Raw genomic sequence first — 25,389 nt, forward strand, 5'->3', positions numbered from 1 at the left:
CTTGGGCTTGATAATAAAAAACCAAGACAAAACCAATAAATTGGAGTTTTTGAAAAATGAGTAAAGTACCTCTGACGGTAAAAGGTGCGGAAAAATTACGCGCCGAATTGGAAGAATTAAAGACCGTGGTCAGACCACGCATTATTGCTTCAATAGCGACAGCCCGCGCTCACGGCGACTTAAAAGAAAACGCCGAATATCATGCCGCCCGCGAGCAACAAAGCTTTGCTGAAGGCCGGATTGGCGAAATTGAAGGCAAATTGTCCAACGCTCAAGTGATTGATGTCACTAAACTCGATGCCAACGGCAAGGTCGTGTTTGGCGCGACGGTGGAAATAGAAGATGTGGATTTGGAAAAGCGCGTGGTTTACCAAATTGTTGGCGAAGATGAGGCCAGCATTAAAGATGGCCGCATTTCTATCGGCTCGCCCATTGCGCGTGCCTTAATCGGCAAAGAAGTCGGTGATGTGGTGACGGTTAAGGCACCGGCGGGCAATGTCGAGTATGAAATACTCTCTGTCGAATATATCTGATGCAGTGTAGCTGGTTATTCTAAAAAGCTATTTAACGCCTATAGGCGGCCCCGCCAGACGGCGGGGTCGTGTAAGCGGTGGGGGTTAACTCCCACCGTACGGTCGGACATAAAACGCCCCGCGCCATCGGCAACGCCTTATCCCCGTACCAAGCTATTATTTCTTGGGGTTCAATCGGTATAGCACCGCAATCTGGCCTATCGACTGAATCAGCTCAGCACCCGTCGCACCGCAAATTTTTTCGCTAATCAACTTGCGTTCATCGCGTTCCGCGCGTATTTTGACCTTAATCAGCTCGTGGCTGTCCAATGCCAGTTCAATTTCCGCAAGGACGGCATCGGTCAAACCTGACTGGCCAATCATCACTACGGGTTTTAGGGTATGGGCATTGGCGCGTAATTGTTTCTTATCTACAGAGTTCACTCTCTATTCCTGAAAATCAAAAGCTTATTTTACACTAAAACACAAGGCCTATGGCACGAACTAAAAGCAGTAACCGTTGGATGCAGGAACATTTTGATGATGAATACGTCAGAATGGCGCAAGCGCAGGGCTACCGTTCGCGGGCGGTATTCAAATTGAGTGAGATCCAAGACAAAGACCAGCTGATTAAGCCGGGTATGAACGTGATCGACTTAGGGGCGGCACCAGGCGGGTGGTCACAGTTTGCCAAGCCCTTAATCGGTAAAAATAACCGCTTGGTGGCGTTAGATATTTTGCCGATGGAGCCATTGGAAGGTGTTGATTTTATTCAGGGCGATTTCCGCGAAGAGGCAGTGCTGGCGGAACTGTACAGGGTGCTGGATGATGCCCCCATCCATTTGGTCATGTCCGATATGGCGCCGAATATGAGCGGCAATAACAGCATCGACCAGCCCCGCGCCATTTATTTGGGGGAACTGGCTTTGGATACGGCAAGAACCGTATTGGCGAAGAACGGCAGTTTTTTAGTCAAGTTATTTCAGGGGGAAGGTTTTGAGGCGTTCCATCGGGAAGTGCAACAGGCTTTTGCTAAGGTCGTCATCCGTAAGCCGAAAGCCTCAAGGCCGCGCAGTAATGAAGTTTATATTTTGGCGAAAGGCTTTAAATAATCTTTGGTAGCCCATAGATCTATGCTATCAAGTGTTGTCCGCCTACAAATAACCACAGTCTGGACGATAAGTCCTGATATAATTTAATAAATGTTTTAAACCGAGCGGTTCAAGCCTAGGGCGTGTTTGTGAACGATATGATAAAAAATGTAGTCTTGTGGGTCGTCATTGCCGTTGTGCTGATGTCCCTGTTTAATAATTTTGGCTCTCAAAGCGAGAGGGCCGATTCGGCGCTGTCCTATTCTCAATTTATTGAGTCGGTAAAGGCAGGCCAAGTCCAGCAAGTGATGATAGACGAGCATGTCATCAAGGGCAAAATGCAGGGTGGGCAGGTGTTTAAAACCTACGCGCCTTCTGATATTCATTTGGTTGATGATTTGTTGGCGAACGGCGTGGAAATTAAGGCCGTGCCACCCGAACAGCCTTCCTTGCTGATGAATTTGCTGATGTCCTTTGGCCCTATGCTGTTGCTGATTGGCATCTGGGTATTCTTTATGCGGCAAATGCAGGGCGGCGGCGCCGCTGGCCGTGGGGCGATGAGCTTTGGCAGAAGCAAAGCGCGGATGCTCGAAGAAGACCAAATCAAAGTCACTTTTTCCGATGTCGCAGGTTGTGACGAAGCGAAAGAAGAAGTGGAGGAAATGGTTGATTTCCTGAAAGACCCTGCCAAATATCAGCGTTTAGGCGGTAAAATTCCTAGAGGCGCATTGATGATAGGCCCTCCGGGTACAGGTAAAACCCTGTTGGCTCGGGCCATTGCAGGCGAAGCGAAAGTGCCGTTTTTCACCATTTCCGGTTCTGATTTCGTGGAAATGTTTGTCGGTGTCGGTGCCTCTAGGGTGCGCGACATGTTTGAGCAAGCGAAAAAACACGCGCCTTGTATTATCTTTATCGACGAAATTGATGCCGTAGGCCGTCAACGCGGTGCGGGTTTGGGTGGCGGCAACGATGAGCGCGAACAAACCTTAAACCAATTGCTGGTGGAAATGGATGGTTTTGAAGGCAACGAAGGCATTATCGTCATCGCCGCCACCAACCGTCCTGACGTGTTGGATAAGGCCTTGTTGCGTCCGGGCCGTTTTGACCGCCAAGTGACGGTCGGTTTGCCTGATGTCCGTGGCCGTGAGCAAATCCTTAATGTCCACATGAAAAAAGTGCCTGCGGCCGACGATGTTGAAGTCAAATATATCGCCCAAGGTACGCCGGGTTTTTCCGGCGCCGATCTGGCCAATTTGGTCAACGAGGCGGCGTTATTTGCGGCGCGGATGAACAAGCGCGTCGTCAGTATGTTTGATCTGGAAAAAGCCAAAGACAAGCTGATTATGGGTGCGGAACGGCACACGATGGTCATGGGCGACAAAGAAAAGAAAATGACCGCCTACCATGAGGCAGGCCACGCCATCGTCGGCAAGTTAGTGCCTGAACATGATCCGGTCTATAAGGTCAGCATCATGCCCAGAGGCCGCGCCTTGGGTGTGACCATGTTCTTGCCTGAAAAAGACCAATACAGCGCCAGCAAACAAAAATTGGACAGCATGATCTCCAGCTTATACGGCGGACGTATTGCCGAAGAGATTGTTTTTGGTTGGGAACAGGTCAGCACGGGGGCTTCTAACGATATTGAACGGGCCACCGAATTGGCACGGAATATGGTCACTAAATGGGGCTTGTCACAACGCTTAGGGCCTTTGGCTTATAGCGAAGAAGAAGGCGAAGTATTTTTGGGCCGTTCCGTAACCCAACATAAAACCGTTGCCGAAGAAACTTCGCATACCATTGACGAAGAGATACGCTCTTTTATCGACCGTAACTACGAACGTGCCGAACGGCTTATCAAAGAAAATTTGGATATTCTTCATGCGATGGCGGCTGCTTTGATGAAGTATGAAACCATTGATAAAGATCAAATCGAAGATTTGATGGCGCGTCGCCCGGTGCGTGACCCGCAAGGCTGGCAAGATACGCCGCCGCGCGGTGGCGTTAAGATTGATGACCTGAAAGAAGGCAACATTATCGCTAATCCGGCTGAACAAAGTTAATTATTGATAAAATCGCTAAAATCGATAAAATTCGCAGATAAAAAGGGGAGGCTGAAAACCTCTCCTTTTTTTTAGCTAATTTTTCCGAAGTGAAATGTAAAATAACTATGAGGGAACAGACACTATGACGACAAAAAAGTATTTCGGTACGGATGGTATCAGGGGCAAAGTCGGCGAAGCGCCCATAACCGCCGATTTTCTGTTAAAGCTCGGTTGGGCTGCTGGGCAAGTGTTTGCCAATGACCAGCAAGATTTTGTGCTGGTGGGTAAAGATACCCGCATTTCCGGTTATATGTTCGAGTCGGCATTGGAAGCGGGGCTGACCGCTGCCGGAGTCGGTACACGTTTGTTAGGCCCCATGCCTACCCCAGGTATCGCCTATCTGACCCGAACCCTACGCGCCAAAGCGGGCATTGTCATTAGCGCCTCGCACAACCCTTACTACGACAATGGCGTGAAATTCTTCTCGGTACAAGGCTGTAAATTGCCAGATGACATCGAATGCGAAATCGAGCGTTATATGGACATGCCCATGACCACCGTCGAATCGGCGCAACTAGGTAAGGCCAAACGCTTGGAAGATGCCGCTGGACGCTATATCGAATACTGCAAAGCCAGCATTCCGACCCGTCTTGATTTCGCGCAGATGAAAATCGTCGTCGATTGCGCCCACGGCGCGACTTACCATATCGCCCCGCATGTGTTCAGCGAAATCGGCGCGGAAGTCATTGCTATCGGTATCCAACCGAACGGCCTGAACATTAATGACCATTGCGGTGCGACCCATCCGGCCACCTTGGCCGCCGCCGTGTTGGCAAACCAAGCCGATTTGGGCATTGCCTTAGATGGCGATGGCGACCGTTTGATTATGGTCGACCATAAAGGCGAAATTGTTGACGGTGACGAGTTGATTTACATTATCGCCCGCTCCAGGCAAGCCGCCGGACAAATGGCCGGGCCCGTGGTCGGAACCTTAATGACCAATCTTGGCATGGAACACGCCCTAAAAAAACTGGGCATTACGCTGCTGAGAGCTAAAGTCGGCGACCGCTATGTCATGGAAATGCTGGAAGCCCACAACGGCATCTTAGGTGGCGAAAACTCCGGCCATATCATTTGTTTAGATAAAACCACCACGGGTGACGGCATTATCGCCGCCCTGCAAGTGTTGGCGGAAATGCAATACAGCGGCAAATCCCTGCATGAACTGAAATCGGCCATGCAAAAATATCCGCAAGTTCTTATTAACCTGAGAACGGCACACAAAGTGGATATCGACCGGCACGAAGGCATACAACAGGCAGTCAAAGCCGTTGAAAAAGCCTTGGGTGACACGGGCAGGGTATTGCTTAGGGCCTCAGGAACAGAGCCGTTAATTCGTGTCATGGTTGAGGGCGAGCATGAAGAAAAGGTCAATAATTATGCCCAACAGCTTGCTGAAGCAGTACAGAGTGCAATCGGCACTTGAACTCAATCCTGTTAGCCTATATCATAGGCGGCTTTATTCTATGTGGAGGTAATGATGCGTCAGTCACTGGTTATCGGTAATTGGAAAATGAATGGGACTCGTGCTAGTGTTGAATTGCTTGCACAGGGTATTATGGCTGGCTTAGGCGACAATACCGCAGGGATTGCCGTTTGCGCCCCTTACGTTTATTTGCCTAGTATCGGCGAAATTATCAACGGTAGCCGCTTGGCTTTAGGTGCACAAAATGTCGCCGACAAAGCTTCCGGCGCCTATACAGGTGAAGTGTCCGCCGCCATGTTGGCCGAATTCGGTTGCCAATACGCTTTAGTCGGCCATTCCGAACGGCGCAGCTACTATGGCGACACCGACGCATCAGTCGCCGCCCGTTTCTGCCAAGCCCAAAGCCAAAACATCATCCCCGTTTTGTGCATTGGTGAAACCTTGGAACAACGCGAACAAGAACAAACGTTTGCTGTCGTTGACGGACAGCTTGATGCCGTTATTGAGTTGGCTGGCATTGCCGCGTTTAACAACGCCGTCATCGCTTATGAGCCAGTATGGGCCATAGGCACAGGCAAAACCGCCAGTGATGAACAGGCGCAAGAAGTCCATCAGCATATCCGTCAATACATCGCCGCAAAAGATCAGACCATTGCCGAAAAAATACAAATATTATACGGTGGCAGTGCGAAACCTGATAACGCCAAAGGCCTGTTTGCCATGCCGGATATTGATGGCGGCTTAATCGGTGGGGCTTCCTTGGATGCGGAATCCTTCTTAAAGATTTACCATTCAGTGTAGAGTAGTTTAAACTTTCATGTATCAAATCATTATAGTAATTCATGTGTTGCTGGGTCTGGGCATAATTGGCCTGATCATGATCCAGCAAGGCAAAGGTGCTGATGCCGGGGCTTCATTTGGCTCCGGTTCATCAGGCTCGGTCTTTGGGGCGCAAGGGGCAGGGTCGTTCTTATCAAGAACCACAGCAACCTTAGCGACCTTATTTTTCCTGACCAGCTTAGGCTTGGCGGTATTAAACGGACGGCAAGGCGCCGCTTACGACCTGATGAGTTCGGAAGCCGCTAAGAAAGACCCTATCGGTATTCCGTCGGCAGACCTTAATACGCCACCAGCACCTGCTGCGGATATTAACAAAGCGGTGGAAAATGCCTTGAGCAACCCGCCTGTTGTCCAGCCTGAACAGGTGCAGCCGCCTGTAGCCGCCCAACCTGAGGCCGCTCCCGTGACAGGTGAAGCGACCCCAAGCGGCACTGAGGTTAAACCGTTGCCGGATGCCGCCGCCCCTGTGGTGCAAGAAGAAGTTAAAGCGCCCGAAGGTTCTACTGAAGCCGCTAAGCCACTGGAAGAAACTAAGGTTCCAGAAGTTGAAGCCGTTAAGCCTGTGGTAGTGCCGAAAGCCGAAGAAGCCAAACCTGCCGAAGCTGAGCAAAAACCAGCCGACAAAAAGGCCATTGCCAAAGCAAAAAAAGAAGCCGCCGCGAAAGCAAAAGAAGAGAAGAAAAAAGCTGCCGCCGCTGCCAAAGCAAAAAAAGAAGCAGAGAAAAAATAGTTAAAGCCGATGTGGTGAAATTGGTAGACACGCCATCTTGAGGGGGTGGTGACGCAAGTTGTGCCGGTTCGAGTCCGGCCATCGGTACCAAATTGCAAAACCAAGCCGTATCATACGGTATCAGAACCCGCAAGCCGTAAGGCTTAGCGGGTTTTTTATTGTCTTAAGCCGCGCTAACAAGTATCATCAAATGCCAACATACTTGTTGGTATCTTTGCTGGTATCGACCGCCAAAGTCAAACCGATGCCAACAAACCCGCCCTAGCCCTTGAGGAATGCGCCATGCTGAGTGTTACGACAATAGACAAAATCAAACCATCTGATAAACCGAAAAAGCTGTCTGATGGTGGTGGCCTGTTCTTGCTGATAACGCCCCAAGGCGGAAAATTTTGGCGTTTGGCCTATCGGCTGGACGGAAAACAAAGAACCCTATCCATTGGTGAGTACCCTTGCGTTTCCCTTGCAAAAGCCCGAATCAAACGCATGGAGGCCAAACAGCAGTTGACCAATGGTATTGACCCGTCAAAGGCAAAAATAGCCGCCAAAAAAGCCAAGCAAGGTATAGCGGCAAACAGTTTTGAAATCATCGGGCGGGAATGGCATGAAACCCACATGGCAAGCAAAAGCGAAGGCCATGCCCAAAAAACAATTGACCGACTGGAAAAGGACGTTTTCCCATGGCTAGGCAAAACGCCGATAACCGATATTGAAGCCCCTGATATTCTCGCGTTGTTACGCCGGATTGAACAACGCGGGGCCAATGAGCTGGCACACACCACCAAGCGCGTTATTGGGCAAGTGTTCCGGTATGCAATCGCCACCGGACGCACTACCAGAAACCCCGTACCCGATCTACAGGGTTCGTTATCCCCTGTCGTGGTCACACACCACGCCGCCATCATAGACCCCGTGCAAATTGGCGCATTACTACGCGCTTGTGAAGGCTACACAGGGCATTTTGCTACCCGTTGCGCCTTGCGCCTGTCGTTTTTGGTCATGCTGAGACCGGGCGAAATCCGCAGGGCAGAATGGACGGAGATTGACTTTGAACGGGCGCAATGGCGGATTCCGGCCAGTAAAATGAAAATGCGCGATGAACACATCATCCCGCTATCAAAACAAGCCCTGTCAGTATTATCAGAAATCAAGCCGCTGACCGGCTCAGGACAGTTTGTTTTTCCGTCCGTGCGTAGCAGCGCAAGGCCTATGTCAGAAAACACCATCACGGGCGCGTTAAGGCGGCTAGGCTACACAGGGCAGGAAATGACTGCCCACGGATTCAGAAGCATGGCCTCCACGCGGCTGAATGAGGCGCACCTGTTCCACCCTGACGCGATAGAAAGGCAATTGGCGCACGGCGAACAGAACAGTGTCAGGGCGGCTTACAACCGCGCCCAATACTTGCCGGAACGGGTAAAAATGATGCAATGGTGGGCGGATTATCTGGACAGCCTGAAAGCGGGCGGCGTAGTTGTGCCGTTCCAGCTTAAAACCGCGTAGCCACCCTATGACGACCCATTGCCGCCACCCCACCTGTCAGAACACACTTGCCACCTCATGGGTGGCTGGCCGGCCCCGTCGTTTTTGCTCGAACGCTTGCCGCCAAGCCTTTTACCGTTGGAGTAAAAACGGTTATGAGCATGTCAGGGTATCCCGCCGTTACCGTACCGCGCCGCCAGTGCCGCCCAGCCTGATTAAAGACAGTTCCTAAACGTTACGAAATGCGCAGCGGCTTTTAGTGGCCCATGGATTTTAGCCGCTGACACTGACAAAGAATTACAAGCCAAGCTGTAGACCGAATAAACCGCACCTAGCCCGACGGGGCGAACGTGGGCAACCTTTCACCCATTGGTGCGGTTTTCCTATTTGAAAGGGCAATCATTGAAAGGATGGTTATGGCTAATGAAAAAACACCAGGCGGTGGCAGTGGTGCGCCTTTGCTTGACTTATCACAATTTGAACCTGACAGACCCAAAACGGATGAAGAAATTCTAGGGCGGCTCAAACCGGAAAGGCCTGAATGGCGGCATTGGCTGAAAATGACGGTTGTTACCATCAAGGAAGCGTTATGGCTGTCTGTTGACATAGAACCGCGATCAATGGCTAAACACGCTTCTTTTGGGGAGGTAAGCGGTGCATTCGTTGAGATTAAGGAGTATTACGGACGTTTGCAGGTTGTGTAATCTGCTTTGGTTTGCAAGGAACTAAGCTTTATTCCTGTAGGGAAAGACTTTATTGGTGGAATGGTTAAATTAGCTGATTTTACTGAATGGGCGGCTAATGTTGGGTATGAAATGCCCACAGAACTGCACAGCTTGTTAGATAAAAGCCAACCCGATCAGGAGAGGGATAGAAAACAAGAACCCATGAAAGTGAATCCATATCCAGACAAGCCACTAGACCCAAGAGAACAAAATAGCCTGTTAAAAATCATTGCCGCTCTTTGTGAAAAAGCTGGCGTTTCCGCCGATCAGGACGGGCTAGACAAAGAGCTTGAAAAAATCACAGAAACACTTGGTGTGCTAATCACAGCAAGAGTTATCAAAAAGCATCTAAGAAAAGCCGCCGAATTAGTCAAATAACCGCTATTGCACTGCTATAGCAGCGGCTATTCCGCTATAGCAACAAAACACACATGAAACATCTTAGTATTACCGCACCCTAAACAACGCGGTAATACTAACCATGAAAACTGCTAAAACTACGAAAACCCCCACCACCCAAGACCCTCTAAAATCCGGCGCAAACTTGCGCGTGTCCACCCTTGCCCCACATTTAGGCATGTCAAAAAGCACGATCTGGCGGCTTGTCAGGGAAGGCAAATTCCCCAAACCGATCAAGCTATCGGATAAGGTCACTGTCTGGAAGGCCGATTCAATTATTGAGTGGCTGGCAAGCAAAGAGGCGGCATGAACGTATCGGCAGAAATGAAGGAGGCCGCCCATGCCTAAACGCGCCATTATCGACACCCTGCCCAATGCCACCCGAACGGAGCTTATCGCCAAGCTTCTGGCGCGTGAACCCTATCACGGCATAAGCCAATGGCTGACCGATAAACACGGCATAACGTTGTCGCCAACGTCATTACAGCGCATAGGCAAGCCCCTACAGGACAAATTCACCCCGTTGCTTGCCTTGGGTATGCCTTTGGCGGAAATCGCCAAGAACAGCCGGAAAATTGAAGCCGTAGGCATTGAGCGGGTAAAGCAAACGCTGATGGACAGGCTGACCGAAAACCCCGGCGAAATCTTCGCCTATCTGGACAAACTGGAGCCCGACCCATGACAGCACCCAACCAACCCAGCCAACAGGACAAAATCAAGGCCGATCTGCTTGGCCGCAAGCCCGTTGATTCCGTACAGGCCTTTAACCTGCACCACATAACGCGGCTATCGGCGATTATCAAGCGTTTGCGTGATAAGGGCTGGCCTATCATCACCGAGCAGGAAAAAGGCAACGGGATAGCCCGCTATTCCTTGCCTGAAGACTGGAAACCCGCCGACCCTGACCGACAAGCGGGCGGGCATAAAAAAGCCTGTTAAACCGCGTTCACGATTTAACAGGCCGTTTTCTTTTTTCTTTGGCGTTCACCGGACGAAATGAACATGATTATTATATCCCCATTGACAGGGAACCACCCCCGCCTTATGCTTTGCCCGCCTTCGCAAAAAACGGAGGCCGGGATTCGAACCCCGCGCAAAGGCCACAGCAGGCCACAGTCACATGTGGTTTTTTTATGCCCACCAAAAACACGGGCGGCGTTTTGCCGTGCGCGTTCTGTTATGGTGGGGTGTATTGAGCAGCCCGTTAAACGGCTGGCCTGTGCCTTTGCAGGTAGTTCGAACTTGATACACCCCACCGCCCAACGATTCGAACCCTTGGACGGCGGCTTATCCCCCCTTCAAAGGAAAACCGCAATGATACCCCACGCCCAAAATCCGGCCAATTCAGGCCAAGCCACACCCCAACAAGGCCCCGTTAGCGCACCGCTGAATAGGCGGGAAAGTATCGCAGCCGGCAACGCCCTGACCGCCAGCCAAACCCCCACAAAAAACCCGCCTGTTACACCGCAAACCTACCAGCACCCCGCACCGCAACGCGGCCTAGAGCCGTTACCGCTTGAGCCTGAGCTATTGCTTAAGCGTATCGCCCAAGGCGGGCATTCAGGCCAGTTTTTAGCCGATGCCTTCTTAAGCGCGTACCGCACCGACACGCCTTTTCTGCACAGTCTGAGCGAACTGGGCAAGCTGGATGCCGAAGGCTTCCGGCTCTTCCATCAAATCCTGCATATCCGCCATGTGTCCGGCTGGAGTGATGACGGCCTGTATCAGATAGGCCAGCAAATTAAGGCCATCACCAAGGCGGGCAAATAATGGCTACCCAAACAAACCCATTAAGCCTTGACCAAATGGACGAAATTACCACCATCCAAATGTGTTTATCAGCAGTCGCTAATCTGGCAATTCCAAGTGATGACTTAACCACGGTAAAGCGTGAAGACTTGGCGTGTTTGCTCAGTTACTTAACGGACAGGCTAGAAAAAACAATCAACCGATGGGAGGGCGCGTGATGGATGACGCACAGGAAAAAAAGCGTAAGGCCGTCGCCGAACTTGAGGCATTGACCAAGCCGATCAGCCAACAGGCCACCGCGAAAGCACGGAAAAAGCCCGAACCTGTAGAGGATGACTACATAGAGGACACGGTAATAGCCCCGCCCCAACCCACGGAGGCGATGTTTTACGGCTTTGTCGGTGAGTTGGCGCGTATCGCCGCACAGGGTACGGGGCTTAACCGTGTGGCGGTGTCCACCGCGTTCTTGTCGTTCTTGGGGGCAAATATAGGCCGTGACACGTTTTTGATGGTGGGGGATACCGTCCACCACCCGCGCCTGTTTACGTTGCACATTGGGCGTTCAGGCCAAGGCGGCAAGGGCGATTCCCAACAGCTTACCCACCGGATACGCAAACGCATTGAATTGGCCCATAGCAACTTGCTTGGGCAAAGCCATAGCGGCGGCTTGTCTTCGCGGGAAGGGCTGGCGGGGCTAATCCATGACGGCCACGGCGAAAACCGGGCGATTGATGATAAGCGGCTTTGGGTGATAGAGAGCGAGTTCGCCAACGTCCTGCACCAAGGCCGCAGGGACGGCAACACCTTGTCAACCGCCTTGCGTGACGCGTGGGACGGTTCCGACATCAAGCCCGCCACTAAAAGCCGTTCGGTGGCGAGCAGTGCGCCGCACATCGGCATTCACGCCAACATTACCCCGTCCGAACTGAAAGGCCTGTCGAGTTCGCGTGACATCAATAACGGCTTTTTTAACCGCTTCCTGATGGTGTTTTCTGAGAATGTCGCCCATGTGGCGTTCCCAAGCCCGACACCGGAAAGCGTGGTCGATGACCTTGCCGCCCAAGCCGCCGACATTATCCGGTATGCCAAGGGCGGTTATCCGGCTTCGGTAAACGGCTTACAGATGCACATGAGCGAAGCGGCGCGGGAGTATTACAAAGCCATCTACCCAAGCCTAAGGAGGCCGCTTGACAGCGAAGCCATCAGCGCGTTGCTTGAACGCCGCGCCCCCTACCTGTTACGGCTGGCGATGCTGTTCGCCCTGACCAACAAGACCCACGTCATTGAGCCGAAACACCTGCAAGCCGCGCTGGCGTGGGTAAATTACGCGATAAATACCGTCAAGTATGTGTTTTCCGATCAGGCCGTATCGCCACTGGTACGCGAAAACCGCACCCATGCCGATAAAATCTTGCTTTTCCTTAGCGACCGCCCCGAAGGCGCGGGGCTTTGGGAGTTGAACAACGACTGTTTTAAGAAGCATTTGTCCAGTGACAAGATACAAAAAGCCCTAGGCTATCTGTTAAGCGAAAACCCGCCGACCATTGAGCAAATCGAAGCCAAAAAGGGCGTAAATGGACGGCCTAAAAAGGCTTATCGGATAAAAAACGGTGCGGAGAAAGCGGAGAAACCTCCAAGCCACGAACGGCGCGGCCTAGAGCTGGTTTTATAGGTGCGGAGAAAGTGCGGAGAAATGCGGAGAAACCCCCCTTTTGAGAATTTTGCAGGGGGTTTCTCCGCACTTTCTCCGCACTTTTTGCGGATAAAGTAAAAAACGCTGTAGGCCTTGCCATCAGTGGCTTGCGGCGTTTTTGTCCTGATTTTGTTAGGGGGTTTCTCCGCAAAAAAATAAAACGCTGGAGGCCTTGCCGTCCGTGGCTTACAGCGTTTTTAGGGGGGGTTCTCCGCATTCTCCGCACCGTTTTTTTACACCACCACCCCGCCCAAACGCCCCAAAGAACCTTCTTTTTACCCCCACTTATTGCCCAAAAAAGGTGGACATCATGAAATTCGACCCCTGTTATTTTATAACCATAGCTAACCGCGCTGGCGTAGACCTGACACGGCTAGGCAAAAACAAAATCCGCATCACCTCACACGGCAAGCCCGTATCCGATGTGTGGGTGGCCGTTGCCAAAAAGCACAAAAGGAAGCTGTTAAGGCATTTGCCGGACGACCAGGTCAAACGCTTGCAGTGCGACTTGTTTGAGGTGTGCCGCTTAGATGCTGGCGATTACTTCAAACGGAAACGGCACTAAGCCCCATGCCCTCCACCGAACCCGCTTTAAACGGGTTCGCCTCACCTTGGCGGTGGCTTGCCCAAAGCAGGACGGGCATTGTTTACCGCCAACGGCACAATAAAACGGCAAACCAGCGGCATTTTGCAGGTTTCGGACGCTGGCCAGCGTCCGATCAGGCCGGATCTACCCCAGAAAATGCAAAAATTGCCGACCGATCGCCAACCGTCAAGAAACAAAGCCCACCATCAGTAACCATCGTAACAGGCACGGCCAAGGATGCCGGAAGACCGCCGCCCCTTCACCGCCAAGCGCACGGCCACCCGCAACGGCCAATATCGCCGCCCTTCACGGAAACCGCGCCGACCGCCAGCCCAGACAGCCGACGAGCCCGCCGCCACCGGAACAGGCCAAGCGTTCCTTGGCCGGATTGTCCGGCCAAGGATGCCGGAAGCCCGCCGACCCTTCACCGCCAAGCGCACGGCCACCGGCAACGGCCAATATTGCCGACTTTACAAAATAAAGGCCATCATGATAAACGGCGGTCTTTGTTCCTCCCTGAAAGCCCTAAACCACAGCCCCGACACGGCACGGTATTACATGGCACAGTACATTGATAATTAATTATTAATTGGCTTTTTTGTCAGTAATTGCCCCGCTAAAATGGAACTTGTTCCGTAATAGAGATGAGTTGCTGATGAATCAAGAAATCGAAGTGTTACGCGCTTATCTACCTGAAAGCGTTCTCTATATCATGACGCTAATCAGCGTTAAATCTACACTGATACTGGTTAAGCAGTATGGGGGTTCACACATAGAAATACCCAATAAAGCAAAATCTAGCCATACCTTAGCGAATTTAATCGGCATGAATGATCTTGCCGCCTTATGCCATGTATATGGCGGGTCATATTTAGATTTACCTAGGTGCATAAGATTAATGTCCTTGTCACGCGATATTGAAATATTACAGGATTACAACGCTGGCCTTTCTAGGCCAAAAATGGCTATCAAGCACCAGCTCACAGAACGGAGTATCAGAAAAATTTTAATGAGGTTAAAAAACGAAGAAAAGCAAGGCCGAATTGACCAAATAAAAGCGGCCATAACGGTATTGCTATGATTATTAATTCGGGACTAAACGGGAAGCGGCGGGATTTTTCGGGATTCGATACGGCAAAAAATGATATTGGCACGATGCTGTGCCACCAACAATCAAGTTTTTTATAAGGGTATTTATATGCTTAAAATTAGTGAATTATCGATTTCAGAAATGAAATCTAGCACCCTCATTACCGCGTTAGAGAAAATAGTGCAAGCAATGAGCCTATTTATTGACCAAACAAATTCCGATGCCTCTAGGTCTCCTGAATGGAAAAAGGAAACGATAAAAGCGATGCAGGAAAAAACAGCACCGGCTTTTGCCCAAACAAAGGCAAGCATTGATGAAGTGGCCGACACAGCGGCTATAAATCATAAATTCTGGCAATCAAAAGTTTTTTTATTATCAATTCAAAAATTTAGCGACCAACCAGAAAAAGACGCACAAATCAGAATGGCTTATAGTAATGAATTAGCCGCCTTCGATCTGCCATTGCTTGCCTTAACAATGGAAAATGCCCGAATTGAAAATAATCTGCCCTTGTTTTTCCAATGCTGGAAAACAGGTTCAGCGGTAGCCGATCAAAAAACTTTAAGGGATATGGCCGATTTGTCTCTAAATGGTATTGAAATTCCTAATCAAGCCCAAGCCCTTGAGATTATATCTAGGATACTGGAAGCGAAATCTAGGGCTTCACAACTTTATGAAATGTTTTATGGTAGAGAGCTTTCGCCGCTAAAGTCGCTCCAAATGGCACGGCAACAGCAAATGACAGAAAAAGTGATTAATCACCAGAAAATACTTAATTGACGATTAAAGAAGCCGCCCAATGGGGCGGTTTTTTTTGTCCTCTATTTTACGCCTGCCTAACCATCCATGCTTAAGCGTATGGATAGCCAAGACGGCAACACCTGCCCCCCCCCTAAGATAAAACCGCCTTTGGCCTGACCGCCACCGCCAACAGCCGAACCCTGAACCGATGCCACGATCATTTACCGATACCGGATAAGAACGCCTGGCCCCTATCATTTGCCAGAACCGCTTGGCTTGGGCAGTTTTCCCGTGTCTTTGGCGTATTAGCTGGCGGGCTTGATCCGGTTTTATTCCTTTAATATAGGGCTGGTTCAAGACCGAATCACGAAACGGCATTATAGGGCGCACCCGTTGCGGTGGTAATTTAGGCTTTTATGCCATGCCGTACCATGCAAAGCCACCTAAGCAACGGGGGTGTGTTGGTATATTTGTTGGTATCATAAAAAATGCAAAAAATTATTTTATTATTTATCATATATTTGCGCTATAAATGCGGTTCCGGCCATCTACCAAATAAGGGTTCTAATCAGCCCAAGCAATACAAGAACCCGCAAGCCGTAAGGCTTCGCGGGTTTTTTATTGGCTGGGGTTTTGGGGGTATATTGGCTGTGGGCGATCACTAAGGACTTTTGCGTTCTACCCGAACTGTCGGTATGCTATTTTGGAGCGCGGGCATCTTGCCCGCCCCTTGCGGGCAAGATGCCCGCGCTCCAAGATTTGTACCCTTTAGCGTTTGCCTGAATTTTTTCACCCCATCCCTGCAATTATTACCTAGCCAGCAAGCCCGCCTTACTTTAAGATAAGTGCCACCAATCACTTGAAGGGTTTGATCATGCAAATCTACTTAACCTGTCCGTCTGGCGAAGCTGAGGCGGTTGCTTTAGTACAGAAAGCGTTAGCCCGTTATCAATTGCAAGAGCTATACACTATTGAGGTGCTTGCTGCGCCGGAACCTATCGCGCAAAGGGCGGGTGGTTCTGCCAAGATGTCGATGGTGACGGTGTTGGCTATCGCGGTAGGGACAGGTGGCGCGTTGACTATTGGCATGGGTGAAGGTGGGGCGATTACCCAAATGGCGAAGGTTTTTGAAACACTGGCTAACCAACAAGTCCAAGTCAAAGTCACCGAAAATAACCGCACCATAGAGCTGTCCGGTTCGGCGGGGCATATCGAGAAAATGCTTAAAGACCTTAATTCCCAAAACCGCTAAGGATAGGATGCCCAATGCAGAGCTTGCGCATAACGGTCTTTAAGCCCAACACCGACCGCTACCAATTGCGGTTTTTTATCGACGGCAACCCCACCCCGCAGACTCGCGAACTGTCCGCCAGCGAACTGGACGGCTTTATCGCGCGTAGCCAAGCGCATTACCAGAAGGGCTTGCGCTTAGAGCAACTGGGTAAAGAGTTGTTTGCTTGGTTGGATGGTGCGGAAGGGTTTTTACAGGCCTATAGCAAAGATACCGTGCTAACTATCGACACCCTGCATCCGCTGGGTGAGTTGGCGTGGGAACTGCTGCATAACGGACGGTTTTTATGTGCCGACCAAGTCCACGCCTTTACCCCCTTGCGGCGAGTGGCAAGCACCGATAAAACCGCCAAAGCGAAAAACCGCCCCTTGCGTTTGCTGTTTATGGCCAGCTCGCCGCAGAATGTCCAGCCCGTGCTGCAATTTGAGCAGGAAGAAGGCCGGATTTTAGCGGCGACCCGCCAGAGCAATATCGAACTGGTGGTGGAAGAGAGCGGCTCTTTAAGCGGCTTACGCGAACGGCTCAGTTATGGGGCGGCGGATGATCTGTTTGATGTTATCCATATCACCGGCCATGCCGATATTGTTGACGGCGTGCCGGTGTTCTTATTGGAAGACGAGTTAGGGCAACAGCAAGCGACCGATGCGGCGGCTATTGCGGAAATGTTTAATGAGCAGGGTCGGTTTCCGCGCTTGCTGTTTTTGTCCGGTTGCAAAACCGCCCAAGCCAGCGAGTTGGCGTTACCGAGCTTATGCGCCGCCTTGGTCGATGCGGGGGTGCCAGCGGTGTTGGGCTGGGCTCAGCCTGTTTATGATGCCATCGCCAGCTTGGCGGCGGAAGCATTGTATTATCGTTTAGCGGAAGGTACCGAACTGGAGCGGGCGGTGTGTTATACCCGCCATGCCCTGTATAAGCACGAGCAAAGCCTGATGCAAAGTAACCCCTTTTATCAGCCACAATGGCATTTATTGCGCTTATATGGCGACCAAACCCCGCTTACCCCGTTGGTCATCAAAGGCAGGAAGCGGGCAGCGCCGGAAATCCACCAAGAATTTTTGGACAGCCTTGCTAAAGTCGAAGTCTGCCCCCGCGCGGCGTTTGTCGGCAGGCGGCGGCTGTTGCAACAGGCGTTGCGGATTTTGCGCAGTGTCCCAGGCGATAAGGACTATGCCGAAGGCATTATCCTCACGGGCATGGGCGGTTTAGGCAAAAGCAGTTTGGCCTTGCGCATTTGCCAACGCTTAGCGCAAGATTTGCCGCTGCGCTTTATCGCCAGCGGGGGGCTGGATGAAACCGTGCTGCGTAATCTGCTCGGTGACAAATTGCCCGAACATGCCCCGGCCATGAACGACCTCCTAAACCAACCGCAACCGCTGAAAGCCCGCCTGCAACTGCTGTTCAGGCAGTTTGAGGTGTTGCACGGGGCGTTGTTCGTTTTTGATGATTTTGAGCAAAATTTCCGTGATGGCAATTATCAGCAACTTGAGCCGCCCGCTTATGAGATTGTCGCCGCGTTATTGGCGGTTATCCAGCAAACAGGCTCACCCAGCCGGGTGTTACTGACCAGCCGTTATGCTTTTAAAGTAACTGCCGGACAGGTGCGGCTCACCGCTTTGCCCTTAGATTCTTTGCAGGGCGCGGATTTGGGCAAAAAAACCGCCGCCTTGCGCTTGGCGAACGATCTGGCCGACAGTATCAGCACCGAACAAGAGCAACAAGCCATCAGCCTTGCGGCGGGTAATCCGCGCCTGTTAGAACGCTTATACCAGGTGTTGGCGGCAGGTTTAGGCACGGCAAGCCTATTCGCCCAATTGGCGGCCAAACAGACGGCATTCCGCGAAGAATTGCTGCTGCAAACCTTATTGGACTACCAACACGCCGACACCCGCCAACTGATCGCTTGCTTGGCCTTGTTTGAGGTGTTTGTGCCGAAAGCCCTGCTAGGGGCGGTGATGGTGGGGGCGGATGTTGACCGCCATTTACAGGCGGCTATTGCGGTAGGCTTGGTGGAAACGGTGGCGGATGGGGTTTATGTTTCGCGCTTGCTGGTGCCGTTGATGGCAGATATTTTGGATGCCGAGGAGCAACAGGCGGTTTATCGCTTGGCGGCGGCGTGTTTGTATGAGCTGTGGTGGGAGAGTGATTATGCCATCCGCCTTGAAGAGCTTTGGGAACTGAGCTGAATCGCCAAGCTGGGCGAGCAATGGCCTATTTATTCGCCAGTGACGGGGGCTTTGGCTAATCATTTATATGAGCAGTGCCGTTATGATGAGGCCAAAGGTTTGTATGAAGCCCTGTTGCCGATACGTCAAGCGTTAGGTGACAGAAAAGGCGAGAGCTTTGTTTATAACCAAATAGCTTTGATTCAGGACTTGCGGGGCGATTATGCGACCGCCTTGGCCTATTATGAACAAGCATTGCCCATTAACCGTGAACTTGGTGACAAAAAAGGGGAAGGCACGACGCTCAATAACAGTTCCCAGATTTACGATGCCCAAGGCGACTACGTCACCGCCTTGCGCTACTTGGAGCAATCGCTGCACATCCAGCAAGCAATCGGCGACAAATTCGGCGAAGGCACGACGCTCAATAACCTTGCCACAACTGCACACGCCCAAGGCGACTACGTCACCGCCTTGCGCTACTTGGAACAAGCGCTGCAAATCCTGCAAGCCATCGGCGACAAATCCGGCGAAGGCACGACGCTCAATAACCTTGCCACAACTGCACACGCCCAAGGCGACTACGGCACCGCCTTGCGCTACTTGGAGCAAGCGCTGCAAATCCGGCAAGCCATCGGCGATAAATCCGGCGAAGGCACGACACTCAATAACATTTCCCAGATTTACGCTGCCCAAGGCGACTACGTCACCGCCTTGCGCTACTTGGAACAATCGCTGCACATCCGGCAAGCCATCGGCGATAGGGCAGGTGAATGTACGACTTTGTTTAATATCGGGCATATCCATTGGCAAAATGATGAGCAGCAACACGCTTTGACGGCTTGGTTAACGGCTTATCGTATTGCTAAACAGATTGGCTTGGCGCAAGTGTTGCAGGCTTTGGAGGACTTGGCTAAAGGCTTGGGCGGTGAGGGGTTGGATTATTGGGAGGAGTTAAGCCAACAAGTGGGGTTGGAGTGATGTGGGTGTTGCCTATTGCCTGATGTCCAAGTTTTTTATAATGCCCACCCGAAATAGGGTTGGGCATTTGTTAAAAATACAAGCCTGTACAGTGAGGCGGCTCCCTCCCCAGATGGGGAGGGTTGGAGTGGGGAGAATAAAATCAATAACTTATACATATAGCACAGAGATTTTAATCAGACTGATTTCAATCCGTTTAATGAAAAAAGCCTTATGTAGATTCTCCCCACCCCAGCCCTCCCCATCAGGGGAGGGAGACGGACTCCGTTGCAACTTTTTGTTTTAATTAAAGATAACAACACATCTGTTGCCTAAAATCTTAACTATTTATTTTAATGTTAAAAACGTGGTCATTGAGTGCTTCCTTAAATCACCACCACCCCACAAGATTCTTTAACGCCCATTGCCAATTTCGGCTATTCTAATCCGTTTCTGAAACTCAAACTGTCCGATATGTCATTTACCAGCCAAAGTGAACACTTATTGTCCCGTTGGGGGAAGTGGAGTGTTGCCCATCCCTTGCTTATCTTGCTCGTCGTCTGCGTGACGGTAGGCTTCGCATTTGTCTATACCGCCAATAACCTCAGCATCAATACCGACACCACCGAGCTGGTCGCGCCGGATGCGCCGTTCCAAAAAACCAGCCGTCGGTTTGAGCAGGCGTTTCCCCAAGACATCCGCACGTTGCTGCTGGTGGTAGAATCCAGTACCCCGGAGTTGACCAAATCGGCGACCCAACGCTTAAGCCGTTTGTTAAACGCCGATAAGGTCAATTTTGAGTCAGTCTACACGCCTAACGATAACCCGTTTTTCCGCCGCAATGGCTTGCTGTATCTGGATAAGGCGGATTTACAGGATTTGTCGGAGACTTTGTCCGAGGCGCAGCCGTTTATCGGGCGGATTTATCAGGAAACCCATTTGTCGGGCTTTTTTTCCATTATTGACGACGCGCTGACGGCAACAGGCGATAATGGCCCGGTGCCGATGGATTTGCCCGCGATGCTGAAAAAAGTCTCGGCGGCGTTGCATCAGACCATGAACGGCGACAAGGCTTTGTTATCGTGGGAAGAGCTGATCACCAACAGCAAGAAAGTCACCTCCAAAAACAGTTTTATTATTGTCCGGCCTAAATTTGATTATGCCCGCATCCGTCCGGCGGAGGAGGCGATCAATTCGGTGCGCAAAGCGGTGGCGCAAATCCAAGAGGCCGATTTGCCGGAAGTGAAGGTGTGGCTCAGCGGTGAGGTGGGGCTGGAGGATGACGAGTTGTCCGGCATCAGCACTGGGACGTTTAACGCCAGCCTGTTTTCGGTGGTGGTGGTGCTGGGGATTTTGTTGGTGGCTTACCGCTCGGTGTATTTGACCTTGGCGACGCTAGTGACCTTGGCCTTAGGCATGGTGTTGTGCGGGGCGTTTGCGGCGGCGGCGGTGCGGGAGCTGAATCTGATTTCGGTGGCGTTTGCGGTGTCGAACATCGGTTTGGGGGTCGAGTATGCTATTCATTTTTGTTTGCGCTATCGCGATAACATCAACCATCATATTAATAAAGATAGGGCGATTATCAGCACCTTAACCTCGACTAGCCCGTCGTTGCTGTTGTGCGCAGGCACGACCGCGATAGGCTTGTATGCGTTTATCCCGACCGATTATCAGGGCGTGTCGGAATTAGGGCTGTTGGCGGGAACCAGTTTGTTTATCTGTCTGTTGGTGACGCTGATCGTTTTACCCGTGCTGTTAAAACTGATTCCGATGACCGTATCGGCTACCCCTATCGTTAAAACACCCTCAGGGTTTGAGCATTTGCCGTCTAAGATAGCGGCGTTAACCATGCGTTATGCCAAGCCGATTGCGTTGTTGGTGGCGATGTTGGCGGTCGGGGCGGCATTTTTGGTGCCGCAAGTGCAGACCGATTTTAACCCGATTAATCTGCGTGACCCTAATACCGAATCGGTCATTGCCTTTAAGCGCCTGACCCAAGACAAGGAAACCACGCCGATGACGCTGACGGTGTTGGTGAAGGATGCGGACAAGGCCAAGGCTGTGCAAAAAAAGCTGGCGACGCTGGCGACGGTCGACAAAACCATCAGCCTGTTTGATTTTCAGCCGACCGAGCAGGACGATAAGCTGGCGCTGATTGAGGACATGGCGTTGACCATGGGCATACAGACCCGCGAGTTTCCGCCGTTGAATATGGACAATAACCCAGTTCCGGCAATCCGGCATTTGCTGACCTCTTTGGCGGCTGTGTTGCCGAAAAAGACCGACCCGCAAGAAATTGCCATCTTGACGGGGTTTAGAGATGAATTGCAGGATATGTTGACCGAATACGACGCGCGTTTGCAACCTTATCGCCATGCTTTTGTCGATAAGGTGCAAACCGCGCTGATGGGGACGTTACCGCAAGTGATGAACGAGTTGCTGGGCAGCTTTGATGCGGGCGGGATTGCCTTGGCGGATATTCCTGACGATATTAAGAGCCGTTGGTTAAGTAAAGAGGGCTGGTACCGTATCCAGATCTTCCCTAAGCAGAATTTGAACGAATTGGCCAATATGGTGCAGTTCATCACCGATGTGCAGGCGGTAGAGCCTGATACCACCGATTTGCCGATTTTATATTGGGAGTCTATGAAGGCAGTGGTGGCGGCGTTCCAAGAAGCCATTACCATTGCCTTAATCACCATCGCCTTGGTCTTGTTCAGCATCCGCCGCAATGTCACCGATACCTTGCTGATTATGACCCCATTGGTGTTGGCAGGCTTGTTTACGATGGCCAGCACGGTGCTGACCCACACCCCGATTAATTTCGCCAATATTATCGCCTTGCCGCTGTTATTGGGTTTTGGGGTCGATAACGGTATCCACATGGTGGAAAAATTGCGCCATTCGGCGATTGAAGAGAAAAATATGTATCAGTCCAGCACCGCCAGGGCCATGTTTTATGGCGCGTTGACCACTAGCTCCAGTTTTGCCGGTTTGGCGTTTTCTAGTCACCAAGGTATTGCCAGTATGGGTTTGGTGATTACAGTAGGGATTTTTTGGATTATGTTCAGCACTTTTATCATCTTACCTGTCTTAAGCAAGTTGGTCTTGAAAGAGACGGATGTGGCGGCATGATACGTTTGGGAACGAAAGGTAAGCCTTATTGATTGTGGACTTGGGTTATGCGGTATTTGCGTTTAAACTACTAGCAAGCCAATGCGGTTGTGGCTATCTATTTAACATTGCTTGCTATGCGTTAATCATGGGTTTATGAATTATAAGATACCTTTATGCTTATTGGTGCTGGTGTTGGCAAATGTGTCTTATCTGGTGATAGTGCATTTTGTACCCGATTGGCATGTGCCCTATAAAGATGAGCTGGCCGAGGCTTTGTTGGGGCTGGACGGTACGGTATTTATGGTGTTTTTTATCGGCTATCTTTGGCAATGGCGGGCTGAGGCGCTGGCTGCCAATGATGAAGAGGCGCAAGAGGCGGCTTATTATGAAATGCCTGTGTTATCGCCGCAAAACCAGGATTATTTACGCGTCATTGAGCATATCCCCGATTTTTTATGCCTAAAAGACCGGGATGGGCATTGGTTACGGGCGAGCCGGTCTTACCTGCTCAGTTTAAATTTACAGGATGTCGATTATATCGGCAAGACCGATGACGAACTGATCGCGTTTCCGCAAAGCAACGCGCGGGCGTTACGCTTGAGCGGTATCCAAGATAAAAGTGCCTGGCATTTACGGCGCAAGGTTAAGGAAACGCGGGTTATTCCTCGGCTCGACAATAAGAGTGAAATTCTGGAGATTATCAGGACACCGGTTTTTGATGTCATGCAAAACCGTCTGTATTTGCTGGTCACCGGACATTTTGTCGACCAGACAGAAAAGACGAAGCTCGGTCAGGTGGAACAGGCGTTTCAGGTCTGCCATTGGTGTTTTGTGTTTTTGGATGCCCAGTTTAGGATTAACCGGGTTAATCCGGCCTTTACCCAGTTAACGGGCTATGTGTTTGACGAAATCAACCATCAGCCGATGTCGCGGATTATCGATGACCAAATTGAGCTGATCCGTACCGATTTTTTTAATAATGAGCAGGAAGTGTTATGGTCGGGGGAACTGAATTGTCGGCATAAAAACGGTAAGCTGTTGCCGGTGCGTTTGGATATTATCGCTATTGCCCAGGAAGGCCAAGAGGTGAGTTATTTTGCGACGCTGTTCGACATTACCGCGCAAAAGCAATCCGAGCAACGGGTCATGCAAATCGCCCATTATGATGATTTGACGGGGTTGGTGAACCGGGTGGTGTTTTTTAACCGCCTCAACCTGTTTTTGAAAGAGGTTAAGCATAAAACCTATTTTGCGGTGATTTTCTTTATTGATTTGGACCGCTTTAAAACCGTTAATGATTCTTTAGGCCATGATGCGGGTAACAGCTTGCTGAAAGATACGGCGGTCAGGCTACGCGCGATTATGCGCGAAGATGATGTGGTGGCGCGGTTAAGCGGCGATGAGTTTGCTTTGTTGTTGCTGAACCAGACCTCCCATGAACAGGCGCTGTACTCGGCTTCGATGATTGCCGGGGAGATTATCCATAAATTATCAGAAGTGTACCATATCCAAAGCCGCGAAGTGTTTATCGGGGCGAGTGTCGGCATTTCTATGTATCCCGACGACGGCACGACCGCCGAGGTGCTGTTGAAACATGCCGATATTGCTATGTATGAGGCGAAAAAGCAGGGGCGCAATAATTATCAGTTTTACAAAAAAGATTATGCGGCGGCAACCCAAGACCGTTTGCTGATGGAACTGGATTTGCGCAAGGCCTTAGAGAAAAATGAATTGCAGTTGTACTACCAGCCCCAATATTACGCCGCCAGCCGCACCATTTTTGGTGCAGAGGTCTTAATCCGCTGGTTCCAAGGTTCGACTAAGCCGCCGAAAATGATCCCGCCTGATAAATTTATCTCGATTGCCGAGGAGACCGGGCTGATTGTCGAGATTGGCGAATGGATTATGAAGGTCGCCTGTTTGCAGATGAAAAAGTGGTTGCTGGCTGATTATCCTTTAAAACAGGTGTCCGTTAACGTCTCGGCGCGGCAGTTTACCGATAATAATTTCCTCAAATCGGTGGAAGATGCGCTCTCCCAAGCCAAACTGGATTCCAAGCATTTAGAGTTGGAAATCACCGAATCTATGTTGGTCGGCGACATTAAGCAAATTGAGTTGCAGTTGCAGCGTTTGAAGAAAATGGGCATTAAAATTGCTTTAGATGATTTCGGCACGGGCTATTCGTCATTATCGTATCTGAAAAGCTTCCCCATTGATGTGCTGAAAATAGACCAATCGTTTATTCGGGAAATGACGGTCGAATCGAAAGATGCCCGATTGACCTCGGCGATTATTGAAATGGGGCATTCTTTGGGGCAAAAGATCATTGCCGAAGGGGTGGAGACTGAGCAGCAATTGGAATATTTGACCCATCGCGGCTGTGACATCATCCAAGGCTATTTTTTTAGCAAGCCGTTGCCGACGCAAGACATGACCAACTTGCTGGCAAAAGAAGCCCAACGCCATTTGACCAGCAGCCAAAGAAAGGCATTGCCGTCTTCGTCCCAGGATACGGGATTTTTTGATAAAGGCCTTTTGTAAATGCCAAAGCCCCTTAAGTATCTGGACGCGGCGGAGATTTTTGAAAAAATGTGAATTATATCACAGCCCTTGCCGCAGGGCTGGGGTGGCCATAAAGGCTGGCGATGCTTTTGAGAGGCTGTGCCGTGTCTGCGTACTCAGGTAAATTTGCTAAA

The 25,389-nt window shown here is 50.8% G+C and carries 27 protein-coding genes and 1 tRNA gene; 26 read left to right on the top strand and 2 right to left on the bottom strand.

The window, feature by feature from the left end:
• Window positions 1–56 precede the first annotated feature (56 nt).
• A complete protein-coding gene (greA, locus tag AADEFJLK_RS12700) occupies window positions 57–533 on the top strand; it encodes a transcription elongation factor GreA (protein WP_088620036.1) in 477 nt (158 codons plus the stop codon).
• A gap of 156 nt (window positions 534–689) precedes the next feature.
• Here the strand turns inward: greA and yhbY are convergent, their stop codons facing one another.
• Window positions 690–956 (bottom strand): ribosome assembly RNA-binding protein YhbY, encoded by a 267-nt coding sequence (gene yhbY, locus AADEFJLK_RS12705; RefSeq protein WP_103974535.1) that lies wholly within the window; start codon window positions 954–956, stop codon window positions 690–692.
• A gap of 50 nt (window positions 957–1,006) precedes the next feature.
• On the opposite strand from yhbY, the gene rlmE reads away from it, so the two are divergent.
• From rlmE to AADEFJLK_RS12800, 20 genes are all read left to right on the top strand, one after another.
• The gene (rlmE, locus tag AADEFJLK_RS12710; RefSeq protein ID WP_088620034.1) at window positions 1,007–1,624 is read left to right on the top strand and encodes a 23S rRNA (uridine(2552)-2'-O)-methyltransferase RlmE; all 618 of its coding nucleotides are present in this window, start codon (window positions 1,007–1,009) and stop codon (window positions 1,622–1,624) included.
• A 137-nt stretch (window positions 1,625–1,761) separates the two neighbouring features.
• On the top strand, window positions 1,762–3,663 hold the full coding sequence (gene ftsH / locus AADEFJLK_RS12715; RefSeq protein WP_088621634.1) for an ATP-dependent zinc metalloprotease FtsH: 1,902 nt from the start codon (window positions 1,762–1,764) through the stop codon (window positions 3,661–3,663).
• A gap of 124 nt (window positions 3,664–3,787) precedes the next feature.
• A complete protein-coding gene (gene glmM, locus AADEFJLK_RS12720; protein WP_103974536.1) occupies window positions 3,788–5,131 on the top strand; it encodes a phosphoglucosamine mutase in 1,344 nt (447 codons plus the stop codon).
• A gap of 54 nt (window positions 5,132–5,185) precedes the next feature.
• Complete coding sequence (gene tpiA, locus AADEFJLK_RS12725) at window positions 5,186–5,932, top strand: triose-phosphate isomerase (protein WP_088620032.1); 747 nt, start codon at window positions 5,186–5,188, stop codon at window positions 5,930–5,932.
• Window positions 5,933–5,948: 16 nt separating this feature from the next.
• Window positions 5,949–6,701 (top strand): preprotein translocase subunit SecG, encoded by a 753-nt coding sequence (gene secG, locus AADEFJLK_RS12730; RefSeq protein WP_103974537.1) that lies wholly within the window; start codon window positions 5,949–5,951, stop codon window positions 6,699–6,701.
• A 5-nt stretch (window positions 6,702–6,706) separates the two neighbouring features.
• Window positions 6,707–6,791, top strand: a tRNA-Leu gene (locus AADEFJLK_RS12735).
• 192 nt (window positions 6,792–6,983) lie between these two features.
• On the top strand, window positions 6,984–8,201 hold the full coding sequence (locus AADEFJLK_RS12740) for a tyrosine-type recombinase/integrase (protein ID WP_103974538.1): 1,218 nt from the start codon (window positions 6,984–6,986) through the stop codon (window positions 8,199–8,201).
• 7 nt (window positions 8,202–8,208) lie between these two features.
• Entirely contained in the window at window positions 8,209–8,412 is a 204-nt protein-coding gene (locus AADEFJLK_RS23945; RefSeq protein WP_146054579.1) for a hypothetical protein, read from the top strand.
• 184 nt (window positions 8,413–8,596) lie between these two features.
• Window positions 8,597–8,884: a hypothetical protein gene (locus AADEFJLK_RS12745; protein WP_146054580.1), complete on the top strand. Its 288-nt coding sequence runs from the start codon at window positions 8,597–8,599 to the stop codon at window positions 8,882–8,884.
• A 6-nt stretch (window positions 8,885–8,890) separates the two neighbouring features.
• Window positions 8,891–9,283: a hypothetical protein gene (locus AADEFJLK_RS12750; protein WP_146054581.1), complete on the top strand. Its 393-nt coding sequence runs from the start codon at window positions 8,891–8,893 to the stop codon at window positions 9,281–9,283.
• A 103-nt stretch (window positions 9,284–9,386) separates the two neighbouring features.
• Window positions 9,387–9,614: a helix-turn-helix transcriptional regulator gene (locus AADEFJLK_RS12755; RefSeq protein WP_103974541.1), complete on the top strand. Its 228-nt coding sequence runs from the start codon at window positions 9,387–9,389 to the stop codon at window positions 9,612–9,614.
• A 30-nt stretch (window positions 9,615–9,644) separates the two neighbouring features.
• Complete coding sequence (locus AADEFJLK_RS12760) at window positions 9,645–9,986, top strand: hypothetical protein (protein WP_103974542.1); 342 nt, start codon at window positions 9,645–9,647, stop codon at window positions 9,984–9,986.
• On the top strand, window positions 9,983–10,243 hold the full coding sequence (locus AADEFJLK_RS12765; protein ID WP_103974543.1) for a helix-turn-helix domain-containing protein: 261 nt from the start codon (window positions 9,983–9,985) through the stop codon (window positions 10,241–10,243). Before AADEFJLK_RS12760 ends, AADEFJLK_RS12765 begins: the two co-directional genes overlap by 4 nt.
• 375 nt (window positions 10,244–10,618) lie before the next feature.
• Window positions 10,619–11,074, top strand: a complete 456-nt coding sequence (locus tag AADEFJLK_RS25575; RefSeq protein ID WP_146054582.1) for a hypothetical protein — start codon at window positions 10,619–10,621, stop codon at window positions 11,072–11,074.
• Window positions 11,074–11,271, top strand: coding sequence for a hypothetical protein (locus AADEFJLK_RS12775; RefSeq protein WP_103974545.1), 198 nt, complete (start codon window positions 11,074–11,076; stop codon window positions 11,269–11,271). The genes AADEFJLK_RS25575 and AADEFJLK_RS12775 overlap by 1 nt, the downstream gene beginning before the upstream one ends.
• The gene (locus AADEFJLK_RS12780) at window positions 11,271–12,725 is read left to right on the top strand and encodes a DUF3987 domain-containing protein (protein WP_170065107.1); all 1,455 of its coding nucleotides are present in this window, start codon (window positions 11,271–11,273) and stop codon (window positions 12,723–12,725) included. Before AADEFJLK_RS12775 ends, AADEFJLK_RS12780 begins: the two co-directional genes overlap by 1 nt.
• Before the next feature lie 331 nt (window positions 12,726–13,056).
• Window positions 13,057–13,311: a hypothetical protein gene (locus AADEFJLK_RS12785; protein WP_103974547.1), complete on the top strand. Its 255-nt coding sequence runs from the start codon at window positions 13,057–13,059 to the stop codon at window positions 13,309–13,311.
• A 258-nt stretch (window positions 13,312–13,569) separates the two neighbouring features.
• The gene (locus AADEFJLK_RS12790; RefSeq protein ID WP_103974548.1) at window positions 13,570–13,914 is read left to right on the top strand and encodes a hypothetical protein; all 345 of its coding nucleotides are present in this window, start codon (window positions 13,570–13,572) and stop codon (window positions 13,912–13,914) included.
• Window positions 13,915–13,987: 73 nt separating this feature from the next.
• Entirely contained in the window at window positions 13,988–14,413 is a 426-nt protein-coding gene (locus tag AADEFJLK_RS12795; protein ID WP_146054583.1) for a Mor transcription activator family protein, read from the top strand.
• A 117-nt stretch (window positions 14,414–14,530) separates the two neighbouring features.
• Window positions 14,531–15,202 carry a hypothetical protein gene (locus AADEFJLK_RS12800; protein WP_146054584.1) on the top strand — a complete coding sequence of 224 codons (672 nt, stop codon included), beginning with the start codon at window positions 14,531–14,533 and terminating at the stop codon, window positions 15,200–15,202.
• 56 nt (window positions 15,203–15,258) lie between these two features.
• Here AADEFJLK_RS12800 and AADEFJLK_RS25880 read toward each other — a convergent pair whose 3' ends face one another.
• Entirely contained in the window at window positions 15,259–15,384 is a 126-nt protein-coding gene (locus AADEFJLK_RS25880; protein ID WP_282957362.1) for a hypothetical protein, read from the bottom strand.
• 653 nt (window positions 15,385–16,037) lie between these two features.
• Here AADEFJLK_RS25880 and AADEFJLK_RS12810 point away from each other — a divergent pair.
• The 5 genes from AADEFJLK_RS12810 (at window position 16,038) to AADEFJLK_RS12830 (ending at window position 25,234) form a co-directional block, all read left to right on the top strand.
• A complete protein-coding gene (locus AADEFJLK_RS12810; protein ID WP_103974552.1) occupies window positions 16,038–16,415 on the top strand; it encodes a hypothetical protein in 378 nt (125 codons plus the stop codon).
• Between the two features lie 14 nt (window positions 16,416–16,429).
• Complete coding sequence (locus AADEFJLK_RS12815; protein WP_103974553.1) at window positions 16,430–18,637, top strand: CHAT domain-containing protein; 2,208 nt, start codon at window positions 16,430–16,432, stop codon at window positions 18,635–18,637.
• 51 nt (window positions 18,638–18,688) lie between these two features.
• Window positions 18,689–19,597: a tetratricopeptide repeat protein gene (locus AADEFJLK_RS12820; protein WP_146054585.1), complete on the top strand. Its 909-nt coding sequence runs from the start codon at window positions 18,689–18,691 to the stop codon at window positions 19,595–19,597.
• 453 nt (window positions 19,598–20,050) lie between these two features.
• Window positions 20,051–22,711, top strand: a complete 2,661-nt coding sequence (locus tag AADEFJLK_RS12825) for an MMPL family transporter (protein WP_103974555.1) — start codon at window positions 20,051–20,053, stop codon at window positions 22,709–22,711.
• A 135-nt stretch (window positions 22,712–22,846) separates the two neighbouring features.
• Complete coding sequence (locus AADEFJLK_RS12830) at window positions 22,847–25,234, top strand: putative bifunctional diguanylate cyclase/phosphodiesterase (protein ID WP_103974556.1); 2,388 nt, start codon at window positions 22,847–22,849, stop codon at window positions 25,232–25,234.
• The last annotated feature ends 155 nt before the right edge of the window (window positions 25,235–25,389 follow it).

This window comes from Methylovulum psychrotolerans (assembly GCF_002923755.1).
Classification (GTDB): domain Bacteria; phylum Pseudomonadota; class Gammaproteobacteria; order Methylococcales; family Methylomonadaceae; genus Methylovulum; species Methylovulum psychrotolerans.